We start from the raw sequence: 22,132 nt of genomic DNA, 5'->3' as shown, positions 1-22,132 counted from the left end.
TTTTGCGTTTTAAAAAGTTTAAAATGATAAAAAATATCGCGTTTTATATCATAATACAGTTCGTTATTATCACAGGATGAAAGGAGAAAACCAAATGCCAAACAGTCACTTACCGCGTCCCGAAACTGCCGAGCAAGCGCTCGAGATGCTCAAACAAGGCAACGCACGATTCGTAGAGAATGTGCAAAACCCCCAATCAACCTTGCTTGCGTCTAATGCGCTCACCCATGTGCATGAACCGTTTGCGATTATTTTGGGGTGTTCTGATGCGCGCGTGCCCGCTGAGATTGTCTTTGATCAAGGTTTAGGTGATTTATTCGTCATTCGTGTAGCAGGTAACGTAGTCGCGCCGTCTCAGATTGGCTCGGTTGAGTTCGCCGCTGAAAAATTCGGTACCAAGTTAGTCGTGGTGTTGGGTCATTCCCATTGCGGTGCGGTGACGGCTTGTGTGGAGACACTGATCAATCCTGATCAGCAGTTTTCCCCCAATTTACGTTCGATTGTTGACCGTATCCGCCCCAGTGTTTACAACTTGCATGAAATCTATACCGCCAATGGACAAGACATTGACGCGCAAGAGTTGATTAATCGAGGCATTAAAGCCAACGTGCGTATGTCAGTCACCCAGCTCAAACACGGCTCTCGTATTCTTGAAGATGCGGTTAATAATGGTAGCTTAATTATTGTTGGGGCGGTGTATGATTTGGACACCGGTAAAGTGACATTTATTGAGTAGCAAATATTGCATAGAGAATAGTAAATAGCCAATTGAGCAGCTTACCTAAGTGCAATGTTATGTAATATTATTAGCCATGATGTTATGAGAAATGACGGCTATATTTTTACCCAAAAGTTAATTAAAATTAAACAGTATTGAATTTTTGGCAAACTGTCGTTATTAATGACGTTTAGTCAACGTCTTTTTCTTTTAAGGTTTTTTCTTTTAGAGGCATATTACAATAAGGATCACTATGTCAAACTTGTCCGCTACCAATGGGTTTATCTTTAATCACACCATGCTTAGGGTGAAAGACCCGCAAGTGTCTTTGGCTTTTTATCAAGATGTATTAGGCATGACGCTACTACAAACCAAACGCTATCCACAAGCGGAATTTGATTTGTATTTTTTGGCAAAGCTTACCGATGAACAGGTGGCAAATTTGCCGACCGATACTGCCGCGCTAGCAGCATTTACCTTTAGTCAGCCAGGGGTGCTAGAATTGACCCATAATTATGGCACGGAGTCTGATGCAGAGTTTCACTATCACAGTGGCAACAGCGAACCACAAGGATTTGGGCATATTTGTTTTGCCGTGCCAAATCTGCAAGAAGCGGTTGCTTGGTTTGAGCAACACCAAGTCACCTTCAAAAAACGCCCTGAAGAAGGTACGATGAAAGATATTGCCTTCATCTTGGATCCAGATGGTTACTGGATAGAAATCGTACAACCAAACTTAATGGGTTAATCGCCCATGAAAAAAAGGGCAACTGTGATTGCCCTTTTTTATGGTGTTTTATTAAGATTGCGTTTTGTTAAGCCTTGAGGTTCAGCCAATCTCTGGGTTTTAGATAAAAATCCGTGAGTTCAAATTCAGGCGTTCCTGCGAGAGGCTCATAACGATATTCCCAGCCGGTGAGCGGCGGCAGACTGACCAAAATCGACTCAATGCGACCGTTTGATTGTAGGCCAAACAAAGTACCGCGGTCATACACCAGATTGTATTCGACATAGCGACCGCGACGGTACAACTGAAAATTACGCTGCGGCTCGGTATAGTGCGTGTGTTTGCGTTTCTCAAAAATCGGGATAATACCTTTAAGGTAGCCATTGCCTACCGCCTGCATAAACGCAAAGCACTTATCAAAATCCCAGCCCATGCTAAGCGTGTTCAAATCATCATAAAACAAGCCGCCGATGCCGCGTTGTTCGTTACGATGCTTTAAATAAAAATACTCATCGCACCACGTCTTAAACTTGGGATAAATATCTGCCCCAAACGGCGCGCACAAATCATGACACACTTGGTGCCAATGCACACAGTCTTCCATCACAGGATAAAACGGCGTTAAATCAAAGCCCCCACCAAACCACCAAATCGGCTCGTAGCCTTCTTTTTCCGCGATAAACATCCGTACGTTGGCATGACTGGTTGGCACGTTAGGATTGGTCGGATGAATCACCAGTGAGACACCGAGTGCTTGTGCTTGGCGACCAGCAAGTTCAGGGTGGCGAGCGGTGGCAGTGGCTGGCAGATGGTTGATAACAATGTGGCTAAACATCACCCCGCCTTTTTCAATCACTTTGCCGCCTTGAAGTACATTGGAGCGACCACCGCCCAAATTTTGATGGGTGCCTTGCTCAGTGGGTCTCTCCCAAACATCAGCGACAAATTTGGCATTGCTGGCACCTTCAGCATATAGATTAAAGCCGCCAGTGGCTTCTTGGTGTTCTAGCGCTTGGCAAATACGGTCTTGTAAATCAAGTAAATAGGCGCGAACGGCTTGAACATTGGGTGAGGAGAGCAGCATAGACATAGCAATAATTCTTTTAAAAATTTTTAGCGATTAAATTTTAGCGGTTAATTTTTAGTGATTGATTTTTAATAATCATTGTAACACATAATCGCGTGGGTAAAATTTAGCGTATTGGGCGTATTGACTGATGACACGCATAAATATTTACATAAAACCGTTAAAAAAATCGTCACAGCCGCTACCCAAACGGTCAGAAAACTCATAAAATGCCATGACGTCTTGATTACATGATTGATGAAATTAAGTTGAGATTTTATAAACTGACTAGCCCAGCGATACTGATTGACCTAGTGATATAGTTATTGGGATCATATAGTTATCGGACTATCAAGTTATCAGATGGATGATTACATTAACCGTTTTTGGAGAAAACTATGAATAAATTATTAATCACATTAGTGACAGTCATCAGCCTTGTGGGCTGTGGTAAAAAAGAAGAAGCCAAAACTGAAACCACTACCACGACGACGACCACCACAATAGCGTCTGTACCTGCCAATACAGCGACTGCAACGGCAAATACAGCGACTGCTACTGCGTCACCGGCAAAATAATAGTGGCGAGAATATGATTGATAAAACCGCTAATCCACTTAGCGGTTTTTTTTATGCTTTTTTTTATGCCATGGCAGATTTATCAGCTTGAGGGTTTAGCAGGTTTAGTCTGATTTCTGTGTACCCAGTCAGCATAGATTTAATGAATAATTGCTAAAATTTTGCTAAAATAAGCGCCTTTTTTGATATCTATACTCTAGCAACATGCGGTTAAAACAGCTCAAACTGGCAGGCTTTAAATCCTTTGCCAATCCTACAACGTTTCATTTTCCCAAAACCATCACAGCGATTGTCGGGCCCAACGGCTGCGGCAAATCCAATGTGATTGATGCCATCCGCTGGGTGCTGGGCGAATCCTCCGCCAAGCAGCTTCGCGGCGGCGCGATGAGTGATGTCATTTTTGCAGGCACGCAAGACAAGTCCGCCAAAAGCTTGGCAAGCGTAGAATTGGTGTTTGAACATACCCGCGGCGAAGATGGTAGCAGCGGCATCCACCACGCGCTCAATCTGTATCAAGAATTATCGGTACGCCGGCAAATCAATAAAGAAGGCAAATCCGATTACTTTATCAATGGCACCAAAGTACGTCGCCGCGATGTGGTCGATATTTTTTTGGGCACAGGTCTTGGCGCGCGCTCGTATGCGGTCATTGAGCAGGGTATGATAGGGCGAATCATTGATGCCAATGCGCTGCAGCTACGAGAGTTTATTGAAGAGGCGTCGGGCGTGTCGCGCTACCAAAGCCGGCGTGATGACACCCAAAAACAGCTCGATACCGCAAGCGATAATTTAGCGCGGCTGCATGATATGGTCAGCGAACTGACCAGCCAACAAAAACGCCTAGAAAAACAAGCCAAAACGGCACAACAAGCCCAGCAGTGGCAACAAGCGCAGCAAGCGATCAGTGAGCAGCTACTCATTGATGACTATGGGCGGGCATGGCAAAAACAGCAAACCCTCGCGGCAGATTTTCAAGCGATCAGTGAGCGCGTTGACGCCCAGCAAATATTCATTGAAGAATTAATCGAGCAGCAGCAACTTGCCCAGCAGGCTCTGACTGAACAACATGACACTTTACAAACCCAGCAAAATCTTGCTAAGGATTATTGGCAGCAGCAGCATGAAACGCAAAGTCTACTGAAACAAGCTGAACAAGCCCTAGCCAATGACCAACAACGCCAAAATGTCCTCAATGTTGAATTGGGGCGTTTTGCTGAGTATCAACAAGAGTTGCAAGCACAAAAACAGCAAGCACAAATGCGTATTGAAGGCTTACCTGCAAAGCTTGAACAGCTCACCGCACAGTTGCGCCAATTGCGTGAGGAACAAGATGATTGCAAACAGCAGCGTGAGAAAATTGCGAAAAATTTAGTGGCATTAAATAAGCAAAAGCAAGACGTAGAAAAAAATCTTGCCGTCAGTGAAAACGCCCTCAAACACCATGCCAGCCAACAACAGCGCCAACAACAACGCCAAAGCGAACATGACAAAGCCGTATTGGCATGGCAGACTGCTAAGGCCGCATTTGATCAGCAATTTGCAGTGTTTGAGAATAACGAACTAGACACGCAAATGACGAGACTCAGTGATGAGATTAATCGTCTTGAAGCCAATATCATCGCCCGTCAAGAGTCTATCGCTGACCAAGCCGATGAAGTTGACAGCTTAACCCGTCAGCATCGCCAAGCTGAGCAGCAGTACCAAGCGTGGCAAACCGAGCACGCGACACTACAAAATTTGCTAGCACAACAAGAAACTGCCCTTGACCAATTTATCCACCAGTCACCCAATCAAGAACACACTAGCAGTTTGCCAAAACTTATCAGTCAACTGCAATTGACCGAAACAGGTAAGGGGTATGCCAATGTTTTTGATACCCTAGTTACGGTATTTGCCAAATGGTCTATCGCGGCTGACCAAGATTTTGCCCAAATCATCCATGACCATGCGGTGTTTATTGATAATCAATCAGCTTTACATCACACCTCGAAAAATCACACAGCGAACAGTCATCTGGTAGAAGGTTGTTTGCCATTGTCTGCTTTGATTGCGGCGCCCAATCTGGCTATTTTTCAGCAGGTTTGGATCAGTGCGACGCCACTTGACTGGGCAGATGTGCAGGATAAAGGGCTGCTCGATAACTTACCAACGGGCGATTGGTTACTGGTGCAGACCTCAGCGCAACAACTGATACTCTGTAATCAGCAGCTGCTGATTAACCTAAGCCATTTGTTGCAAGCTGAGGGTCAGCAGGTTATCAGTTTTAGCCAGCAGTTGATGAATGAAGCCCGTATTGAAGAGCTCGATGAACACTTGGCGCAGCAACAACCGCAACTACGGCGTCTAGCCGATCGCTTGCAACAAGCGAAGGTTAGTCTGCAAGAATGGCAAGCCCAAGACCGAACCGCGCGTAATCAACTGCTAAGCCTAACCCAGCAACAACAGCAATGCCAGCAACAAAAACTACAACAGCAGTATCGCTATCAATCCGCACTCGATAAACTTAATCAAGATAAAAAACGTCTAGACAGTGACAGCGAGCGTCTACAACAAGAGGGGCTAGGTTTTGCGGACAAATTGCACCAAGAGCAACAGCGGGTTTATGAGCTAAGCAACACGCTTTCGCATTTACAACCGCAATTACAGCAGCAAATCAGCGAACGCCAGTTACTCGATGAACGCTTAAACCAGTTTGCCAGTCAACAGCGCGAGCTAGAACAACAACAAAATCGCATCACCCAAACACTGGCAACCGGACAATTGCAAATCACCGCAAGTGAGCAGCAACTTGCCAAAGCTTTGCAAGACCAAGCAAGATTCACCAGTGAGCAGCAGCTGCTGAGTCATAAAATTAGCGAGCAGCAGGCACGCTTGCCCCAGCTACAACAGCAACTCACGGTGGACTCGACGCAACTGCAAACCGCCAATGACAGCGTTACGCAATTGACAATCACCTTGCAAACCATGGAAACCGAGGTGCATCAAGGGCAGCTGAGTGTGCAAGAGTCTCAGCAGCAGTTAAGCCAACTACAACAGCAATATCACACCACCGACACCGCATGGGCACTAGCCAAGCAAAACGTGGCATTGATTGGTGAGCAATTGACTAGTCGCAAAATCGCCGTGCCAAAAACTGACAACATTGAGTTACTGGGTAGCAGCAAACGCGAGCAACTACAGCGACAACTCGATCAGTTAGCATCACAGGTGATTAATCTTGGGGCAGTCAATCACGCCGCAGTGGCTGAGCTCAGCGAAGTGAACAGCCGCTTGGCGCCCCTTGCTGAGCAAATCTCGGATTTGACCGCCAGTATTGACAAATTGCAACTTGCTATCCAGCAGATTGACAGTCAAACCAAACAGCTTTTTATGGATATGTTGACCCAAGTCAATATCGAACTTAACAAGCTATTTACCCAAGTGTTCGGCGGCGGCCAAGCGCAGCTGGTGTTATCAGACCATACCAATGACAAAGATAACAGCGGCAAAGGCTGGCAGTCAGGGCTAGAACTTATGGCGCAGCCGAAAGGCAAAAAGAATAGCCGGCTAGCGCTGTTATCGGGAGGGGAGAAGACCTTAACGGCGCTAAGTTTAATCTTTGCTATTTTTAAACAGCAGCCCGCGCCATTTTGTGTGCTCGATGAAGTCGATGCGCCGCTCGATGATGCTAATGTCGCTCGCTTTACCCGCTTAATTGAGCAGCTTGCCAAAGACGTGCAGTTTGTTTTTATCAGTCATAACAAACTTGCCATGCAAATTGCCGATGAGCTCAAAGGTGTGACCATGCCAACGGCGGGGGTGTCCAAGCTGGTCAGTGTGGATATGAGGGAGGTGGAAGCTTATTTGGCATAAATGATTTTCACCTGTCAAATACGCAAAAAGTCAAGCCTCGTCACGGTTTTTTCTAGCTGATTTTATGAAGTCATGATAGTATAACGGCAAAAATACCGATGTAAAAATTTTTACACTACAAACAGGGTCGTTATCGTCTTTCTCAAAGGTCGTTGTTTATGTCTATCACTCAGCTTATTCTTATCATTCTTGCGGTTGTTGCTATCGTTTGGGGTATTTACACGCTACTAAAATCCATTCGTCAAAAAAACCAAGATGTATTAGCGACTGACGCGATTGAACATGACAAAGATGGTCTACCTATTATTCCACGCCATCAGCGTCCTGAGCCCGAAGAAAGCCAGTTATTTAAAGCGGAAATTACATCCGACAATCCTAAAGGCGAAGTAAAGCTAAGCGCGGACGATACCGAGTTACACCTAGACAACTATCCAGCCAATGGCGGTTTTGCCAATGCCAATGCCAATGCTACTAAATCTGCCAACGACAAATTATTGGCAGAAACCCATACATTTGTGGAAAACGAAAACGACGCTTTTAGCATGCTTGCCAATGCCACAGAGACTATCACCCCGGTTGTGCATACTTTCGATGAAAATCAGCTAAAAAAAGACAGCTTTACCGATAACAGCCCAATTTTGGACACCCATATCCAAGCGCAAATTGACGAAGAACAAAACAGCCCACTCAACAACGCCATTCAAAATATTAACATCAGTATTTTTCCTAATCAGCAGTTTGTCGACATTAAAGGCGATTATCTGTTAGAGCTGATTGACAAGTATGGCTTGAAGTTTGGTGCGATGAATATGTTCCACCGCTACGAAAACAAAGACGGGACAGGCTTATTGTGGTTTAGTCTGATGATGATTGACAATGAGGGTATTTCACCTTTCGATCTCAATCGACTACCCACACAAACCATGAAAGGCTTGGTATTATTTTTATCGCTACCACACCCACGCCCTGTTCAAGGCTTTGATAGCATGATGAGTATCGCAGGATTGCTTGCCAATGACCTAAATGCCACAGTATATGACGACACAGGCGAGCCGATTAACAAAGAAAATACCCAAGCCATGCGCGAGCTTGCCATTAATTTTGGTCGATAGATTTTACTAAAATAAAAAAAGGTGCTCCTCGCGAGTGCCTTTTTTTATGGTTAAAAAGCTTTATGGTCAAAATGTTTATTGTGTTGACTGACCTGATGACTGAAAAAATTGACCAAGTAAACCCTCACTTTGTTGTAAAATATCCGTTATCTTTTTTAAATCATCATGATTATGAACACAGCCGCCATTACTGCGCAAATGCGCAAACTCATTGCACAGCTAAAACAACATAACCACGCTTACTACGTCTTAGATAATCCGCTGTTAGAAGATAGCGAATACGACCAACTTCGCCAAGAACTGTTGGCACTAGAAACCGCGCATCCTGAATTGGTACAAAGCGATAGCCCTACCAACCAAGTAGGCGACAAACCGTTGCCGTTTTTTACCCAAGTCACCCACCAAATACCCATGCTGTCATTGGGTAATTTATTTACCTTTGATGATTTACAGAACTTTATGCGCCGGGTCAATGACCGTTTGGCGGACCATCAGCAAAATCCTGAATATGAAGTCGAGCTCAAACTTGACGGGCTTGCGGTTTCACTGTTGTACCAAAACGGACAGTTGTCCCAAGCGGTCACGCGCGGCGATGGTCAAACGGGCGAAGATATTACCCAAAACGTGCGTACTATTCGAAATCTACCCCTGCAGTTGCCGATTGATATACCGCGGCTAGAAGTGCGCGGCGAAGTACTCATGCCCAAAGCGGGGTTTGCCAAGCTTAACCGGGATGCAGAGGCAAAAGGGGAGAAAACCTTTGCCAATCCGCGTAACGCCGCCGCAGGGAGTTTGCGCCAACTTGACCCCAATATCGCCAAAAGTCGTCCGCTGGCGTTTTATGCCTATTCCGTCAATCAAGGCTTGCCCGCTGAGATTACCACCCAATCCGATGCGCTATTTTGGCTAAAAGCGTTGGGCTTTAGCATCAGCGATATCAAAATCGTGCAAACAGCCGCGCAGCTACAAGCGTATTATCAAGCGGTGATTGAAAAACGCAGTCACTTACCCTTTGAAATTGATGGCACGGTGATTAAGGTCAATAGTTTAGCCTTGCAAGAGCAATTAGGCACTTTAAGCCGTGAACCACGCTGGGCAACCGCCTATAAATTCCCTGCCGAAACTGTGATGACGCGTCTAAATGCGATTGAGTGGCAAGTTGGGCGCACAGGTCAGTTGACGCCTGTGGGCAAACTTGAACCTGTCAATGTCGGTGGCGTCACTGTGAGCAATGTGACCCTGCATAATATCGGTGAAATTCAGCGTTTAGACATTCGAGCAGGGGACATGGTCAGCGTACACCGTGCCGGTGATGTCATTCCCAAAGTTACGCGCGTCTGGCAAGATGAACGCCCCGCCAATGCCCAAGTGGTGAGCCTGCCGACGCATTGCCCGGTGTGTGATTCACCCGTTATCATGCCAGAAGGTGAAGCGCTGGCACGATGCACCGGCGGACTATTTTGCCCAGCCCAGCAACAAGAAGCGCTGATTCACTTTGTCAGTCGTAAAGCGATGGATATCGACGGGCTTGGTGAGCGCTGGTTGATTAACTTTTTTGAGCAAGGTATTGTTAAAAATGTCGCAGATATTTATGCGCTGAGCAAGCACCGCGATGCGCTCATCAACCTTGAAAAATTAGGGGAAAAATCTGTCGAAAATATGCTAGCCGCCATTGAAAAAAGTAAAGATACGACCTTACCGCGGTTTATTTTTGCCTTGGGTATTGGTGGCGTAGGCGAGAGCACGGCGATGAATTTAGCCATGCAATTTGGCGACTTGCAGCCGCTCATGGCAGCGAGTATTGAAGCCTTACAAAAAACCCCCGATGTCGGTGAAAAAACCGCAGACTCGATTTTTGAGTTTTTTCGTGCCGAGCACAATATCGAAGTCATTAATCGACTATTACAAGCGGGTATTCATTGGCAGCCTGTCAGCCAAGTGCCTGAAGGTAATCAGCCGCTTAAAGGTCAAAGTTGGGTCATTACAGGCACCCTTGAAAGCATGGGACGTGACGAAGCCAAAGCCAAACTGCAAGCATTAGGGGCAAAAGTCTCAGGCAGCGTTTCTGCCAAGACCACCGCACTGCTCGCAGGCGAAAAAGCGGGCAGTAAACTTGCCAATGCTGAAAAACTGGGGGTGAAAGTGGTGACTGAAGCGCAATTCACCGATTTATTGAACACGTATCATGCCTAATATATGTGCGGTATTGTAGAAAAAGTTAACGCAACCTTGAGTAAGCTATTTGTTGCCCAAATTATAGCAAGGTTACTTACAAAACACGTATAAATCAGTCTTTATTTATAACAATAGGGTGAAAAATTTACGCTAATATATCTTCCGTAAGTTGCTAAAAGCACCTGACATTTTAGCAAATGGAAACCCTACTGGAGAAAACTATGAAATCACTTAAAACACTTGCGGTACTTGCAACAGTTGTTGGTTCAACAGCATTAACAGCTTGTGCAACCACTGATGCCTATGGCAACCGCGTCACTACCCAAGGCTCTTCTCGCGCGGCGACGCAAGGCGCGGTAGCGGGTGCAGCATTAGGTGCACTGGCAAAATCAGATGGCAACCGTAACGACATCGGTAAAGCTGCGGCAATCGGTGCAGCAGCGGGCGGGGCAACAGGCTATGTATTAAGTACATCACCTAACTACCCATACCAAAAATAAGCTATACTAAAAGTCATAGCCTATCTCGACAGCATCCGACAGCGATGCTGTCAAAAGCCAACCCTTTAATGGTTTGGCTTTTTTCTTTGCTAAACGTTAGGCAAGCTATTTGATACAATCAAAGATAAGTTCAACTAGGTGATTTTTATTTTTCTAACCTAAACTGCTAGCCTAAATCATAGCGCTAAAAATCAAGGGTATAAAAAAAGCCCTTATCAATTCGATAAGGGCTTTGGATATGGTGGATCGTCCGCGACTCGAACGCGGGACCAATGGATTAAAAGTCCACTGCTCTACCAACTGAGCTAACGATCCTGAGAAGCGTTAAGAAAACGTCTGGGAGACGTTTTTAGCTTCGCAAGAGCAAATCTATGATTTGCTAAAGCATTAAAAAATTGCAAAGCAATTTTGATTTCACAAGTCAAATTCATAAAATGACATTGTGAAACTTTCAAAATATGGTGGATCGTCCGCGACTCGAACGCGGGACCAATGGATTAAAAGTCCACTGCTCTACCAACTGAGCTAACGATCCAAAACTGTTAAGGCAATACAAAACGATTTTCACGTTTTTATTTTGGCTATTGCCGTTAAGTGAGTGCATATTATACGCATTAAATCTTAGTTTGCAAGCCTTTTTGCACAAATTTTTTAACTAAGGATGTGCATCAAAATACAGGCGTAAATTCATCGATTTATCATACCTTTAACTTATCTAGTCTTGATTAGATAAGTCTAATTAGATAGGTATTGACGAGCTAGATGATGACTAAATAGGTGATAAAAATTTTATTCACCACCTGATTATTCACCACCTGATTATTCACCACCTGATAAGGCATCAACAGGATTGAGTCTGGCGGCATTGCGCGCCGGAATAAACCCAAAAACCACACCAATGAGAGTGGAACACACCACCGCCGCTACAATAGAGGTGGTTGAATACACCACTTGGAAATTACCCCCTGCAAATTTGTTAATTAAAGCGCCGATACCAAACGCTAGGCTAATACCTAAAATCCCGCCCAAGATACATACCAAAATCGCTTCTATCAAAAACTGCTGCATGATATCAGATTGTCTTGCGCCCACTGCCATGCGCACACCAATTTCACTGGTACGTTCGGTAACTGAGACGAGCATGATATTCATGACGCCAATACCCCCCACGATCAAAGAAATAATGGCTATCGACGAAACCAGTAATGTCATCGTGCCTGTGGTGGATTCAATCGTCTGACGAATTGAATCAGAATTTTGAATACGAAAGTCATCGGTGCCGTGTCGCTGCTCTATCAAATCAGAAACAGCTTGCTCAGCGGCACTAGACGAGATAGTATTTTTTAGTAGCACAATAAAACTATCTACATGACTAGTACCAACCATTCTATGCATCACAGTGGTATAAGGCATATATAGGGTAGGGGTGTCTGAACTTGGACCAAAAGCTTGCTCAGACGGCTGCAATACACCGATGACGCGAGCGGGCACACTACCCACCAACATCACTTCACCAATGGGATCGCTGACATTGGCAAAAAAGGCGGTTTTTGCATTATTATCAATAATCACATCTTGGGTCATCGAGGTGATACTATTGTCATTAAAAGTTTGCCCAAGCGCGAGTTTTTCGCCTTTCACCGTTAGATAATCTTTGCCCACGCCACTGACATTCACAGAAGCTTCTGTTTCACGGTAACGGGCGGTGGCGGTATTGCTGCTGACTTGTGGACTGACGCTTTGCACATAAGGCTGTTCTGCGACAGCATTGGCATCGGCATCTGTTAAATTATTATCATGGTATTTACGGCGAGGGTCACCAAATTTATAGCCATCTCGTACGGTTAAAGTATTGGTGCCTAAGGAGCTGATATCATTGAGAATTTTTTGTTGAGAGCCTTGCCCTAGACCCACTACCGATACCACAGAGGCAATACCAATGATAATACCTAGCATGGTTAACAATGTCCGCATTTTATGGGCTTTCATCGCCAAAACAGACATCTTAAAGGCTTCAGATAAGCGGTCTAAAAACGCGGTAACACCAGACTTTTTGGCAAAATTTAGGTGTTGAACCGCTTTGGTTTTATCAAATCTATTGTCGGTATAATAATCTTTAAGAATCTGTCCGTCTTTGATTTCAATCACGCGTTCGGCTTGGGCAGCGATAGAAGGATCGTGGGTCACCATAATGATGGTATGACCTTGGCTATTTAGATTTCTCAAAATTGCCATCACGTCTTTGCCCGATTGGCTATCTAATGCCCCAGTCGGTTCATCAGCCAGGATAATGTCGCCACCATTCATTAACGCACGAGCAATAGACACACGCTGTTGTTGACCACCGGAGAGTTGGCTCGGGCGATTTTGGGTTTTTGTCCCAAGCCCTAAGTCGTCTAACAATTGGGTGGCGCGCGCTTCACGTTGCCGCACCGGCATCCCTGCATATACGGCAGGGACGGCGACATTGTCTCGGGCATTGAGGTCACCGAGTAAATGATAGCGCTGAAAAATAAACCCAAAATGTTCACGGCGAAGCTCGGCAAGTTCGTCTGCGCTGAGTTTGTCCACCGCTTTGCCATAGATGTGGTAACTGCCCGCAGTCGCCTGATCTAAGCAGCCTAAGATGTTCATTAAGGTGGATTTACCAGAGCCTGATTGACCGATAATTGCGACCATTTCGCCTTCATAAATGGTCAAGTCAATCCCATGTAAAACCCGAATTTTTTCATCACCTGCAGGGAATTCGCGGATTAAATCCTTCACTTCCATAATAGGTTGTTTGGTGTCTTGCGTTATCATCAGCCGTGTATCTCACAGTTAGCATGCGTCATAGGTTACAATCAACGTTTACAATCTAGGGTTCTCATCTACCGATGACTAAATCATCGGTGGACGACCGTTATTTTTAGATGATGAACTTGATTTACTCACCGTTGCTTGCCCTACAACCACCTTATCCCCTTGGTTGACGCCGCTAAGAATTTGGGTGGTAATACGATTGGTGACACCTGTTTTGACCGCTTGTTTTTTGGTAGTACCATCGGCTTGTACGACTTCAACATAACTGCCCATTTTTGGGTCAGTTTTGATTGCCGCCGCCGGTACGCTAAGCACATTACTGACTTTATTTTCAACAATATAGACTTGCGCTGTCATGTTGATGCGTAGCGCCCCATCGGGATTGGGGACAGTAAAATAACCAATATAATAAATTGCTGAATCCGTTGACGTCGATGAATCACTGGCGGTAGTACCATCGGGCGCTGGTCCAATGGTCGACAGCGTGGCTTGGTATTTCTTATCTGGGCGTCCAATGATATTAAAATAAACAGGCAACCCTACTTTGAGGTTAACGACATCGGCTTCTGATATTTTGGCTTTCACGCGCACACTGCTCAAATCTGCCAATGTCACAATGGTGGGGGCTGATTGATTGGCGTTTACTGTTTGCCCTTGTTTGGTGGTGATAGAAATCACCGTGCCTGACATTGGGGCAACAATTTGGCTATATCCAAGATTTTTTTCAGCCGTATTGACGTCCGTTTGCGATTTTTTTATGGTTTGTTGTGCACTAACAATATCGGCTTGCGATGAGGCAATATTTGCTTGGGCAGTCGCAATCGCTTCTTTGGCACTGTCTACATTGGCTTGCGCTGTTTTGACAGCGGTACCCGCTTGCTCCAGCTCTTGTTTGGAGATGGCATTCATGGCAAGCAAGGATTTTAGGCGATTGTATTCTGTTTGCGATTGTTGCAAGGTTGCTATTTTACCTTTCAAGTCGGCTCGCGCTGTGGCAAGCGCGGCTTGTTTGGTCTGATAGGCGGACTTGGTACTTTCCAAATTCGCTTTGCTTTGCTGTAAAGTAGCCTGCTGCGTGGTTAAGGTATTTTGCAGGGTAACTGGGTCAATTTGAGCAATAACATCGCCTTTTTTGACCGTATCACCCACTTCAACATACAATTTTGTCACTTCCCCTGACACCTGAGCCCCCACATCCACTTGTTTAATGCCTTCAATTTTGCCCGTCGACATCACACTGTTTTCAATATCGCTACGTTCGACATTGGCGGTGATGTAATTGGGTTTTTGGGGTTTGGGTTTAAAGTACCAATAAGCTAACGCTGCCAGCGAAATAACGATCAAACTTAAGATTGCCCATTTGAGCCATTTTTTTTGGGTAGCGGTCATCGTGCCAAGCCTTATCAAGGGATAAACAATTGAAAAAAAATTAAAAGTGAACAAACAAAGTTTTTTACCACTGAGCATTAAAAGCTAAATGAGAATAAATTGCAATAAAAATAGGTAAGTCGCAAGGATTTTTAATTATAACGACATAATCTTACTGGATTATAAAATAAATGTTATGAGTAAGAAAAATGCATTAAAAATTTGGGGATAGTGGATTGTACGGTGACTTGATGGGCGTGCTGTTCGAAAATCTGCAAAGGTTGCGAAGCATTTTTAAAAGCAACTTTAAAAGTAACTTTTAAAGCAATTAGTGAAATAGGGGTTGACCCGCTAGGCGAAAAGCGAGTTGGTAGAGCAGCTCCCAAGCAGGTTGTTGCACCAGACCTTTGATGGCTTGGTCGGCTTTGTACAGTGCATCCGACCAGTTTCGGGTGGCGTCATGGGAATGACGATGCAGGGCTTTACTATACAGCTGTTGCTTACTTTGCCAAATGCCGAGGCTTTGATAGCTTGCCCCTGATTGCAAGCTTAAAATATTGCGCATGTCTTTGGCTATCATCCATAACACCAAACTCTCTGGTTCTTCACTGGCTTTGAGTTGCTGTAAGATTTTTGCAACCTGCGCGATATCACCTGCCAACATGGCATCCGATAAGTCAAAGGTGGTAAACATAGATTGACTCACCAACCCATCAAACAGCTGAGCCTCATCGATGGTCACAAAATGGGTAGGAGGATTCGCATCTGTTGTAGCATAGAGATAGGAGAGTCGCCACAGACTTTGGTAAGCTGCCAGCAAATTATGCTGAGTTTGTGCCATCAGCATTTGCCAAGCGGGTTTGGTGAGTTCGAGCCCAAAGTCTTGGGCGTGTTGCTGTAGCAATTGTTCGCGTTGCTGCTCTTGATAAAGATGGCATTCGATGACCTGACCAAATTTGTCGCAAAGCGAAAAAAACGCACTGCTTTGGCTTTTTTTATCGTATTTATCACTGATAATGACTAAGCAATTGCTTGGATTGCTCGTCGCAAATTGCGCTAATTCTGCTAACGCCTCTTTATCGGGTTTATGATTACCGTGAACGATAATGGCTTTGTTGTCGTCAAACAGTGACAGACTGTTCAGCTCTGCCAAAACCGCTTGCCATGATTTGGCGCTGGTAATATCCATGCGCGAAATTGCCATATTATGCTGCCGCCAATTGGGCGACATTTTTTCTATCAGCCACTGTGACAGCAAATCTTCATCGCCATGCATTAGCCACAGGCCAGTGGCTGGGTCTTGCCTATTTTTGAGATGTTGAAAGGCATTTAAAAAATTGTACTGCATCAGCGTATTATCAATTAGGTTAGGTAGGGTTAGGGGGTAGTTGCGGTCGGCACTTTGGTGATTTTTGGAAGGCTCAGTGCGACATATTGGTCAGCAATACGCTGCGCCAGGTTGTCATACAACCATACTTTAATTTGCTCAGCTTGGGGATTGTCAGTGGCTACCACGCCTTGGTCATACTGATAACTGCGCTGTACTTGAATCGTATTGGTCAGCGTGCGGGGTTGACCATTTTCAATGGCGCGATAGCTCACCTCTGCGCTTAGCACCATGCGAATTTCGGTCAAAATACCGCGTAGCTGGTAGTTTTGCAGGCGAATGTTTTTGACTTCAATACTGGCAGGCAAGGCGGTATTTGATTGGTTGGCTGCCTTGTTATCAATCACCCTATCTTGGGTGTTAATGCTCAGCTGGTCGAGTTGTTTTTTTAAGGCATTTTTTACCGCATAGGCTTCAGGCGTGTTGTTAAAAATCAGCTCAGTGGTTGGGATATTCTGTGACATAGGCGCATCATACCCGCGTAGATGAAAACCACAGGCAGGTAGCTGCGTCAGTAACACACTGCTTAGGAGGATACGAAGTAATGGCTGATTCATATAGTTACCTGTCTATGATTGTCGGTATTTCTTGTGATAATACTATATTATGAAGCTTCAAGTTATTATAAAGCTTTAAGGTAAAAAAGGGCTTAGGTTGCCAATAAGCCCTTGTAATCAATTAGGCTTTTACCACAATATTAACCAATTTATTGGGCACCACGATTTCTTTGACGATATCGCCGGTGATAAATTTAGCGACGCTGTCGAGTTGTTTCGCTTCGGCTTTTAACCAATCGCTATCACTGTTTGGCGCCACATCCATTTGACCCCGGATTTTGCCGTTGACTTGCACCACCATGGTAATAGTGTCTTGTACCAAGGCTGAAGTATCAACGGTTGGATAGGTTAGTGTCATCACATCAATCCCTAACTCCTCAAGTAGGACTTCTGCCATATGCGGCGCGTACATGGTGAGCAAGGTCAATAATGTTATGAGTGCTTCATTGGCTACCGCCAAGTCGCTGTCTGAATGAATGTCAAATGCAGTGAGTTCGTTCGACAGTTCCATTAAAAATGACACAGGCGTATTGAGCGCCAAGTTTTTGCCAAACGCGTCATCTAATTTGCCGATCGTATCATGTGTTTTACGGCGTAGATTTTTAGCGGCTTTACTCAGCGACTGGGTGTCACTCACCGATAGCGTTGTTGCGGTTAAAGATTGTTGTGCCAATGTTTCGGCATGCTCGATGGTATAACGCCATACTTTTTTCAAAAAGTTATACGGACCTTTTAGTCCATCGTCAATCCATTCAAGCGTCTGGTCGACAGGCGCGGTAAACATGGTGTAAAGTCGAACCGTATCTGCGCCATATTGATCAATAGTCGCTTGCGGGTCGACACCATTGTTTTTTGACTTTGACATTTTTTCGATTTTGCCAATTTTGACTGGCTGACCATCGGCTTTTAAGGTCGCTTCGATGGGCTGACCTTTGTCGTTGTAGCGGATATCAACTTCTTCTGGAAAGTAATAGGATTTGCTACCATCGGCATTTTCGCGAAGATAAGTACCCGCCAAGACCATGCCTTGGGTGAGTAAATTGGCAAAGGGTTCATCTCCCTGCACCAAGCCTTCATCACGCATAAGTTTGTGGAAAAAACGCGCATACAGTAAGTGTAACACAGCGTGCTCAACACCGCCTACATATTGATCTACAGGTAGCCATTTATCGGCCGCGACTTTATTAATCATCCCATCGGTATAATTGGGTGAGGCAAAACGCGCGTAATACCAGCTTGATTCTACAAAAGTATCAAAGGTATCAGTTTCACGTTTGGCAGGCTTACCACAACATGGGCAGTTGACATCAGTAAATGAAGCGAGATTGTTGAGGGGATTGCCGCGTCCATCGGGCACTACATCTAAAGGTAATACCACAGGCAGCTGATTTTCAGGGACAGGCACTGTAGCGCAGTCGGCACAGTTGATAACTGGAATTGGGCAACCCCAATAACGCTGACGAGATACTCCCCAATCACGTAGCCGATAATTAATGGTTCTTTTACCCAAGCCTTTTGGCTCAAGTTGGGTTAAAATGTTGTCAAAGGCTTGTTTAAAATTTAAACCGTCTAACTCACCCGAGTTAATAGCCACGCCATTTTGCTTATCGCCATACCAGTCTTGCCAAGTCGTCGCATCAAACTGTTGACCTTGCTTATGGTTTTCGTCCAGGTCAATCACTTGCTTAATAGGTAACTGGTATTTATTGGCAAATTCAAAGTCGCGTTCATCATGCGCAGGGACTGCCATGACAGCGCCAGAACCGTAGCTCATTAATACATAGTTAGCGACCCAAACAGGCACTTGCTGACCTGTCAACGGATGGGTAACAGTCAGACCCGTGTCCATACCCATTTTTTCAGCTTTGGCTAAGTCTGCCTCGGCAACTGAGCCTTTTTTGCAGGCTTCAATAAAGCTTTGTAGGGCAGGATTGCTCGCGGCAGCGTGTTTTGCTAGTGGATGCTCAGCTGCCACCGATACATAAGTCACGCCCATTAAGGTATCAGGACGGGTAGTGAACACGTCTAGGGTTTTTTCTTCACCATTTAAGTTATAGGGGAAATGAATTTCCATGCCTTCAGAGCGACCAATCCAGTTGCGCTGCATGGTAATCACTTGCTGTGGCCAATGACCTTCTAGCTTATCCAAATCATTTAACAGCTCGTCTGCATAGGCGGTGATATTAAAGTAGTACATGGGGATTTCGCGTTTTTCAATTAGCGCACCTGAGCGCCAACCGCGACCATCCACCACTTGCTCATTGGCAAGGACGGTATTATCAACAGGGTCCCAATTCACTGTTGAGAGTTTTTTGTATACCAAGCCTTTTTTGAACAGTTGTACAAATAGCCATTGCTCCCACTTGTAGTATTCGGGCGTACAAGTGGCAAATTCACGTGACCAGTCAATCGATAGTCCTAATGATTTGAGCTGTGCGCGCATGTTATCAATATTTGAAAACGTCCACGCAGCAGGGGCAACAGCGTTGGCAATCGCTGCATTTTCTGCAGGCATACCAAACGCATCCCAGCCCATTGGCTGCAATACTTCATAACCTTTTAACCGATAGTAACGGCTCAAAACATCACTAATCGTGTAGTTGCGCACGTGCCCCATATGCAGCTTGCCACTGGGGTAGGGAAACATAGATAGCAAATAACGTGATGGCTTATCTGATGCCGCGTTGTTTACTTGATAGCGATTTTGCTGTTCCCATTTTTGTTGTTGGGCGGGCTCGATAACTTGGGGTTGGTATTGACTGGTTAAAGCTGAATTACTCATAATGGTCTGAATTTGTAGTATTTGAATGGGAAAATATATTAAGCCCCATAGCATAGCCTAAAACCGTAAAAATTGCGATAAAAAAAGGAGCCAATATGAGCATCACCATCTACGGTATCAAAAACTGTAGCACCATGAAAAAGGCGTTTGATAAATTAACTGCACTGGGTTTGGAGTATGAATTTTTTGACTACAAAAAACAGGCGATAAATAAACCGACATTAGCACATTGGGTCGAAACAGTTGGTATCGACAAAATCATGAATAGCAAAGGCACAACCTACCGCAAACTTAGCGATGCGCAAAAAGCCCAAATAAAGCAAGATGTGGATGCTGCTTTAGATATGATGGTGGCTAAGCCAAGTATGATTAAGCGCCCGATTGTCGTCTCAAACAATGAGTTAATCATTGGTTTTGATGAAACTGCCTTTGAAAAACTAGGCATGTAAAACTAGGCAAGTAAAGAGGGACAAGGAAAAGTCAATCCGCAATAAAAAAGCGAGTAACTAAAACTCGCTTTTTTAAGTGGCGGGTAAAAATTATTTTACCGCACTAGCAACCGCAGATTTGACCGCATTTGCAGTTTCAACTGGGGTAGAGGCTGCACCACGTTCCTTATTGACGATAGTTTGTGGCGTCATCACAGAAGCGTCTTGTTTGTGATCGCTTAATGAATAAACATACGCCGCCAATAACATAATACGCTCGTTACCCAATTTGGTATCCCAATGTGGCATCACACCGGCACGGCCGTTACGTAACGTAGTACGAACCGTTTCACGGTCGCCACCATATAACCAAATGTCATCCGTAAGATTCACCGCACCGATATCATGGTTACCTTTGGCATCTTTACCGTGACATACCGCACAGTTAGTATCAAAAATAGCCTTACCTTGATTAACCAAAGTTTGGTTCAACTGACCATTTTCTTTTGAACCATGACCGGGTGATAGTGATAGTACGTATTCAGCTGCGGCGCGAACACCATCTTCACCAATCTGCGCTTTCCAAGCTGGCATACCACCCACGCGACCATGATTTAGGGTTAACAAGATTTTATCGGGTGTACCGCCATAAATCCAGTCATTGTCCGTCAAGTTTGGATAACCCGGCGCACCATGCGCTTGTGAGCCATGACACACTGAACAGTTTTGTAAGAACAAACGCTGACCAATTTTAATCGCTTGCGGATCTTGAGAAAGTTTTAGAACGGCAGGTGCCAGTCCTACAATACCTTTATCAATTTGCGATTTTAATTCAGCATTGGGCTCTGCATTTTTAGCTTGCTGCGCTTGTAATTTAGCAAGGCTATCAATTTGCGCCGTTACCGCTTTGTCTTTTAAGATTTTATCATTGAACGTGCCAGTAAATACAGCATTATTGCGCTCAAGATCGGATGCTAATTCATTAGCACTGGTCCAAGGAACATCTTGACCATCTACTTTTACCGTAGTAATACCTTTCCATGAGCCTGGCATTACTGATGGGAACAATAGCATGTATAGTAGTGCCCAAGCTAATGAACCCCAAAAGATTACTAACCACCATTTTGGTAATGGACGGTCAAACTCTTGGATACCATCGTATTCATGGCCTGTAGTACCGTCATCCGACATTTTTGGGCGATAACCCAATACACCGACTAACCAGAACAAAATCCAAGCCCAACAAGCGATGGAAAATAGGGTTATCCAAAAACTCCAAAATCCACTCATTTTTTATCCTTATTGCGTTGTGATGCACCTGTTAGGTCTTCGTCATCTAACGCAAGTTTTGCATCTTCTTCAAATCGTTTGCGATTCTTTGGCGAGTAAGCCCACCAAACAATCGCAATAAAAGCGATAAACGCTGCGACCGTTGCGATACTGTGTAATGTGCCCAACATTAACGTTGACCTTTCATTGCAGTGCCCAGTTGTTGTAAATATGCAACAACAGCATCGAGCTCAGTTTTACCTTGTACCGCATCAGGTGCACCTGCAATATCAGCATCGCTATAAGGCACACCAAAATGGTCACGGAATAGACGCATTTTTGCTTGTACTTCTTTAGGGTTAACGTCATTCTTTGCTAACCAAGCAAATGATGGCATCACAGACTCAGGTACCAATGATTGTGGGTTAATCAAGTGTTCACGTTGCCAGTCATCAGAATAGCGTCCGCCCACACGCGCAAGATCAGGTCCAGTACGTTTGGACCCCCATAAGAAGGGATGATCCCAAGCGGATTCAGCTGCGCGCGAGTAAGGTCCATAGCGTTCCACTTCAGCCCGAAGAGGACGAACCATTTGGGTATGACAGACGTGACAGCCTTCACGAATATAAATATCACGACCTTCCATCTCAAGTGCGGTCCATGGCTTCATATTGGGCAAAGGTTGGTTAACTTCTTTGGTATAAATCAATGGCACGATTTCTACCAAAGTCGCAAAACTAATAGCTACAACGATTAGGATAAGTAGAAGACCCGTGTTTTTTTCAATAATTTCATGATTGAGTTGCATGAG

General features: G+C 44.8%; 17 protein-coding genes and 2 tRNA genes. 8 read left to right on the top strand and 11 right to left on the bottom strand.

What is annotated here, in order from left to right; all coding sequences use genetic code 11:
* Positions 1-94: 94 nt before the first annotated feature.
* Together RTS10_RS04025 and gloA are read left to right on the top strand one after the other, a co-directional pair.
* Entirely contained in the window at positions 95-736 is a 642-nt protein-coding gene (locus tag RTS10_RS04025; protein WP_007115887.1) for a carbonic anhydrase, read from the top strand.
* Positions 737-971: 235 nt separating this feature from the next.
* Complete coding sequence (gene gloA, locus RTS10_RS04020) at positions 972-1,466, top strand: lactoylglutathione lyase (RefSeq protein WP_065264285.1); 495 nt, start codon at positions 972-974, stop codon at positions 1,464-1,466.
* Positions 1,467-1,533: 67 nt separating this feature from the next.
* Here gloA and hemF read toward each other — a convergent pair whose 3' ends face one another.
* The gene (gene hemF, locus RTS10_RS04015; RefSeq protein ID WP_312539364.1) at positions 1,534-2,529 is read right to left on the bottom strand and encodes an oxygen-dependent coproporphyrinogen oxidase; all 996 of its coding nucleotides are present in this window, start codon (positions 2,527-2,529) and stop codon (positions 1,534-1,536) included.
* A 380-nt stretch (positions 2,530-2,909) separates the two neighbouring features.
* Between hemF and RTS10_RS04010 the strand changes: the two genes are divergently transcribed.
* From RTS10_RS04010 to RTS10_RS03990, 5 genes are all read left to right on the top strand, one after another.
* Positions 2,910-3,089 carry a hypothetical protein gene (locus RTS10_RS04010; protein ID WP_239742854.1) on the top strand — a complete coding sequence of 60 codons (180 nt, stop codon included), beginning with the start codon at positions 2,910-2,912 and terminating at the stop codon, positions 3,087-3,089.
* A gap of 204 nt (positions 3,090-3,293) precedes the next feature.
* Positions 3,294-6,941 (top strand): chromosome segregation protein SMC, encoded by a 3,648-nt coding sequence (gene smc, locus RTS10_RS04005; RefSeq protein ID WP_312539337.1) that lies wholly within the window; start codon positions 3,294-3,296, stop codon positions 6,939-6,941.
* Positions 6,942-7,099: 158 nt separating this feature from the next.
* On the top strand, positions 7,100-8,053 hold the full coding sequence (locus RTS10_RS04000) for a cell division protein ZipA C-terminal FtsZ-binding domain-containing protein (RefSeq protein WP_312539336.1): 954 nt from the start codon (positions 7,100-7,102) through the stop codon (positions 8,051-8,053).
* A gap of 171 nt (positions 8,054-8,224) precedes the next feature.
* Positions 8,225-10,246 (top strand): NAD-dependent DNA ligase LigA, encoded by a 2,022-nt coding sequence (gene ligA / locus RTS10_RS03995; RefSeq protein ID WP_312539363.1) that lies wholly within the window; start codon positions 8,225-8,227, stop codon positions 10,244-10,246.
* Positions 10,247-10,449: 203 nt separating this feature from the next.
* Positions 10,450-10,728, top strand: a complete 279-nt coding sequence (locus RTS10_RS03990; RefSeq protein WP_060994478.1) for a hypothetical protein — start codon at positions 10,450-10,452, stop codon at positions 10,726-10,728.
* A 239-nt stretch (positions 10,729-10,967) separates the two neighbouring features.
* Here the strand turns inward: RTS10_RS03990 and RTS10_RS03985 are convergent.
* The 7 genes from RTS10_RS03985 to leuS all read right to left on the bottom strand — a co-directional run bounded on the left by RTS10_RS03985 (position 10,968) and on the right by leuS (position 19,624).
* Positions 10,968-11,043: transfer RNA gene (locus RTS10_RS03985), tRNA-Lys, on the bottom strand.
* A 144-nt stretch (positions 11,044-11,187) separates the two neighbouring features.
* Positions 11,188-11,263: transfer RNA gene (locus RTS10_RS03980), tRNA-Lys, on the bottom strand.
* A gap of 284 nt (positions 11,264-11,547) precedes the next feature.
* Positions 11,548-13,530: a MacB family efflux pump subunit gene (locus RTS10_RS03975; RefSeq protein WP_312539335.1), complete on the bottom strand. Its 1,983-nt coding sequence runs from the start codon at positions 13,528-13,530 to the stop codon at positions 11,548-11,550.
* Between the two features lie 78 nt (positions 13,531-13,608).
* Positions 13,609-14,919 carry an efflux RND transporter periplasmic adaptor subunit gene (locus RTS10_RS03970; RefSeq protein ID WP_312539333.1) on the bottom strand — a complete coding sequence of 437 codons (1,311 nt, stop codon included), beginning with the start codon at positions 14,917-14,919 and terminating at the stop codon, positions 13,609-13,611.
* Between the two features lie 307 nt (positions 14,920-15,226).
* Entirely contained in the window at positions 15,227-16,246 is a 1,020-nt protein-coding gene (holA, locus tag RTS10_RS03965; RefSeq protein WP_312539331.1) for a DNA polymerase III subunit delta, read from the bottom strand.
* A gap of 29 nt (positions 16,247-16,275) precedes the next feature.
* Positions 16,276-16,842 (bottom strand): LPS-assembly lipoprotein LptE, encoded by a 567-nt coding sequence (locus tag RTS10_RS03960; protein ID WP_312539329.1) that lies wholly within the window; start codon positions 16,840-16,842, stop codon positions 16,276-16,278.
* Between the two features lie 121 nt (positions 16,843-16,963).
* The gene (leuS, locus tag RTS10_RS03955) at positions 16,964-19,624 is read right to left on the bottom strand and encodes a leucine--tRNA ligase (RefSeq protein WP_312539328.1); all 2,661 of its coding nucleotides are present in this window, start codon (positions 19,622-19,624) and stop codon (positions 16,964-16,966) included.
* A 95-nt stretch (positions 19,625-19,719) separates the two neighbouring features.
* On the opposite strand from leuS, the gene RTS10_RS03950 reads away from it, so the two are divergent.
* Complete coding sequence (locus RTS10_RS03950) at positions 19,720-20,073, top strand: Spx/MgsR family RNA polymerase-binding regulatory protein (protein ID WP_201666031.1); 354 nt, start codon at positions 19,720-19,722, stop codon at positions 20,071-20,073.
* Between the two features lie 90 nt (positions 20,074-20,163).
* On the opposite strand, the gene ccoP is transcribed toward RTS10_RS03950, so the two are convergent.
* From ccoP to ccoO, 3 genes are read right to left on the bottom strand one after another with little or no spacing between them, the layout of a single operon-like run.
* A complete protein-coding gene (ccoP, locus tag RTS10_RS03945; protein WP_050325698.1) occupies positions 20,164-21,342 on the bottom strand; it encodes a cytochrome-c oxidase, cbb3-type subunit III in 1,179 nt (392 codons plus the stop codon).
* Positions 21,339-21,512, bottom strand: a complete 174-nt coding sequence (locus RTS10_RS03940) for a cbb3-type cytochrome oxidase subunit 3 (RefSeq protein WP_050325699.1) — start codon at positions 21,510-21,512, stop codon at positions 21,339-21,341. Before RTS10_RS03940 ends, ccoP begins: the two co-directional genes overlap by 4 nt.
* Positions 21,512-22,129 carry a cytochrome-c oxidase, cbb3-type subunit II gene (gene ccoO, locus RTS10_RS03935; protein ID WP_312539327.1) on the bottom strand — a complete coding sequence of 206 codons (618 nt, stop codon included), beginning with the start codon at positions 22,127-22,129 and terminating at the stop codon, positions 21,512-21,514. The genes RTS10_RS03940 and ccoO overlap by 1 nt, the downstream gene beginning before the upstream one ends.
* Between the last annotated feature and the right edge of the window lie 3 nt (positions 22,130-22,132).

Source organism: Moraxella sp. CTOTU47616, from assembly GCF_032017465.1.
GTDB lineage: Bacteria > Pseudomonadota > Gammaproteobacteria > Pseudomonadales > Moraxellaceae > Faucicola > Faucicola tetraodonis.
Note: the sequence above shows the minus strand (reverse complement) of the source record. Positions and strands in the feature narration are given on the sequence as shown.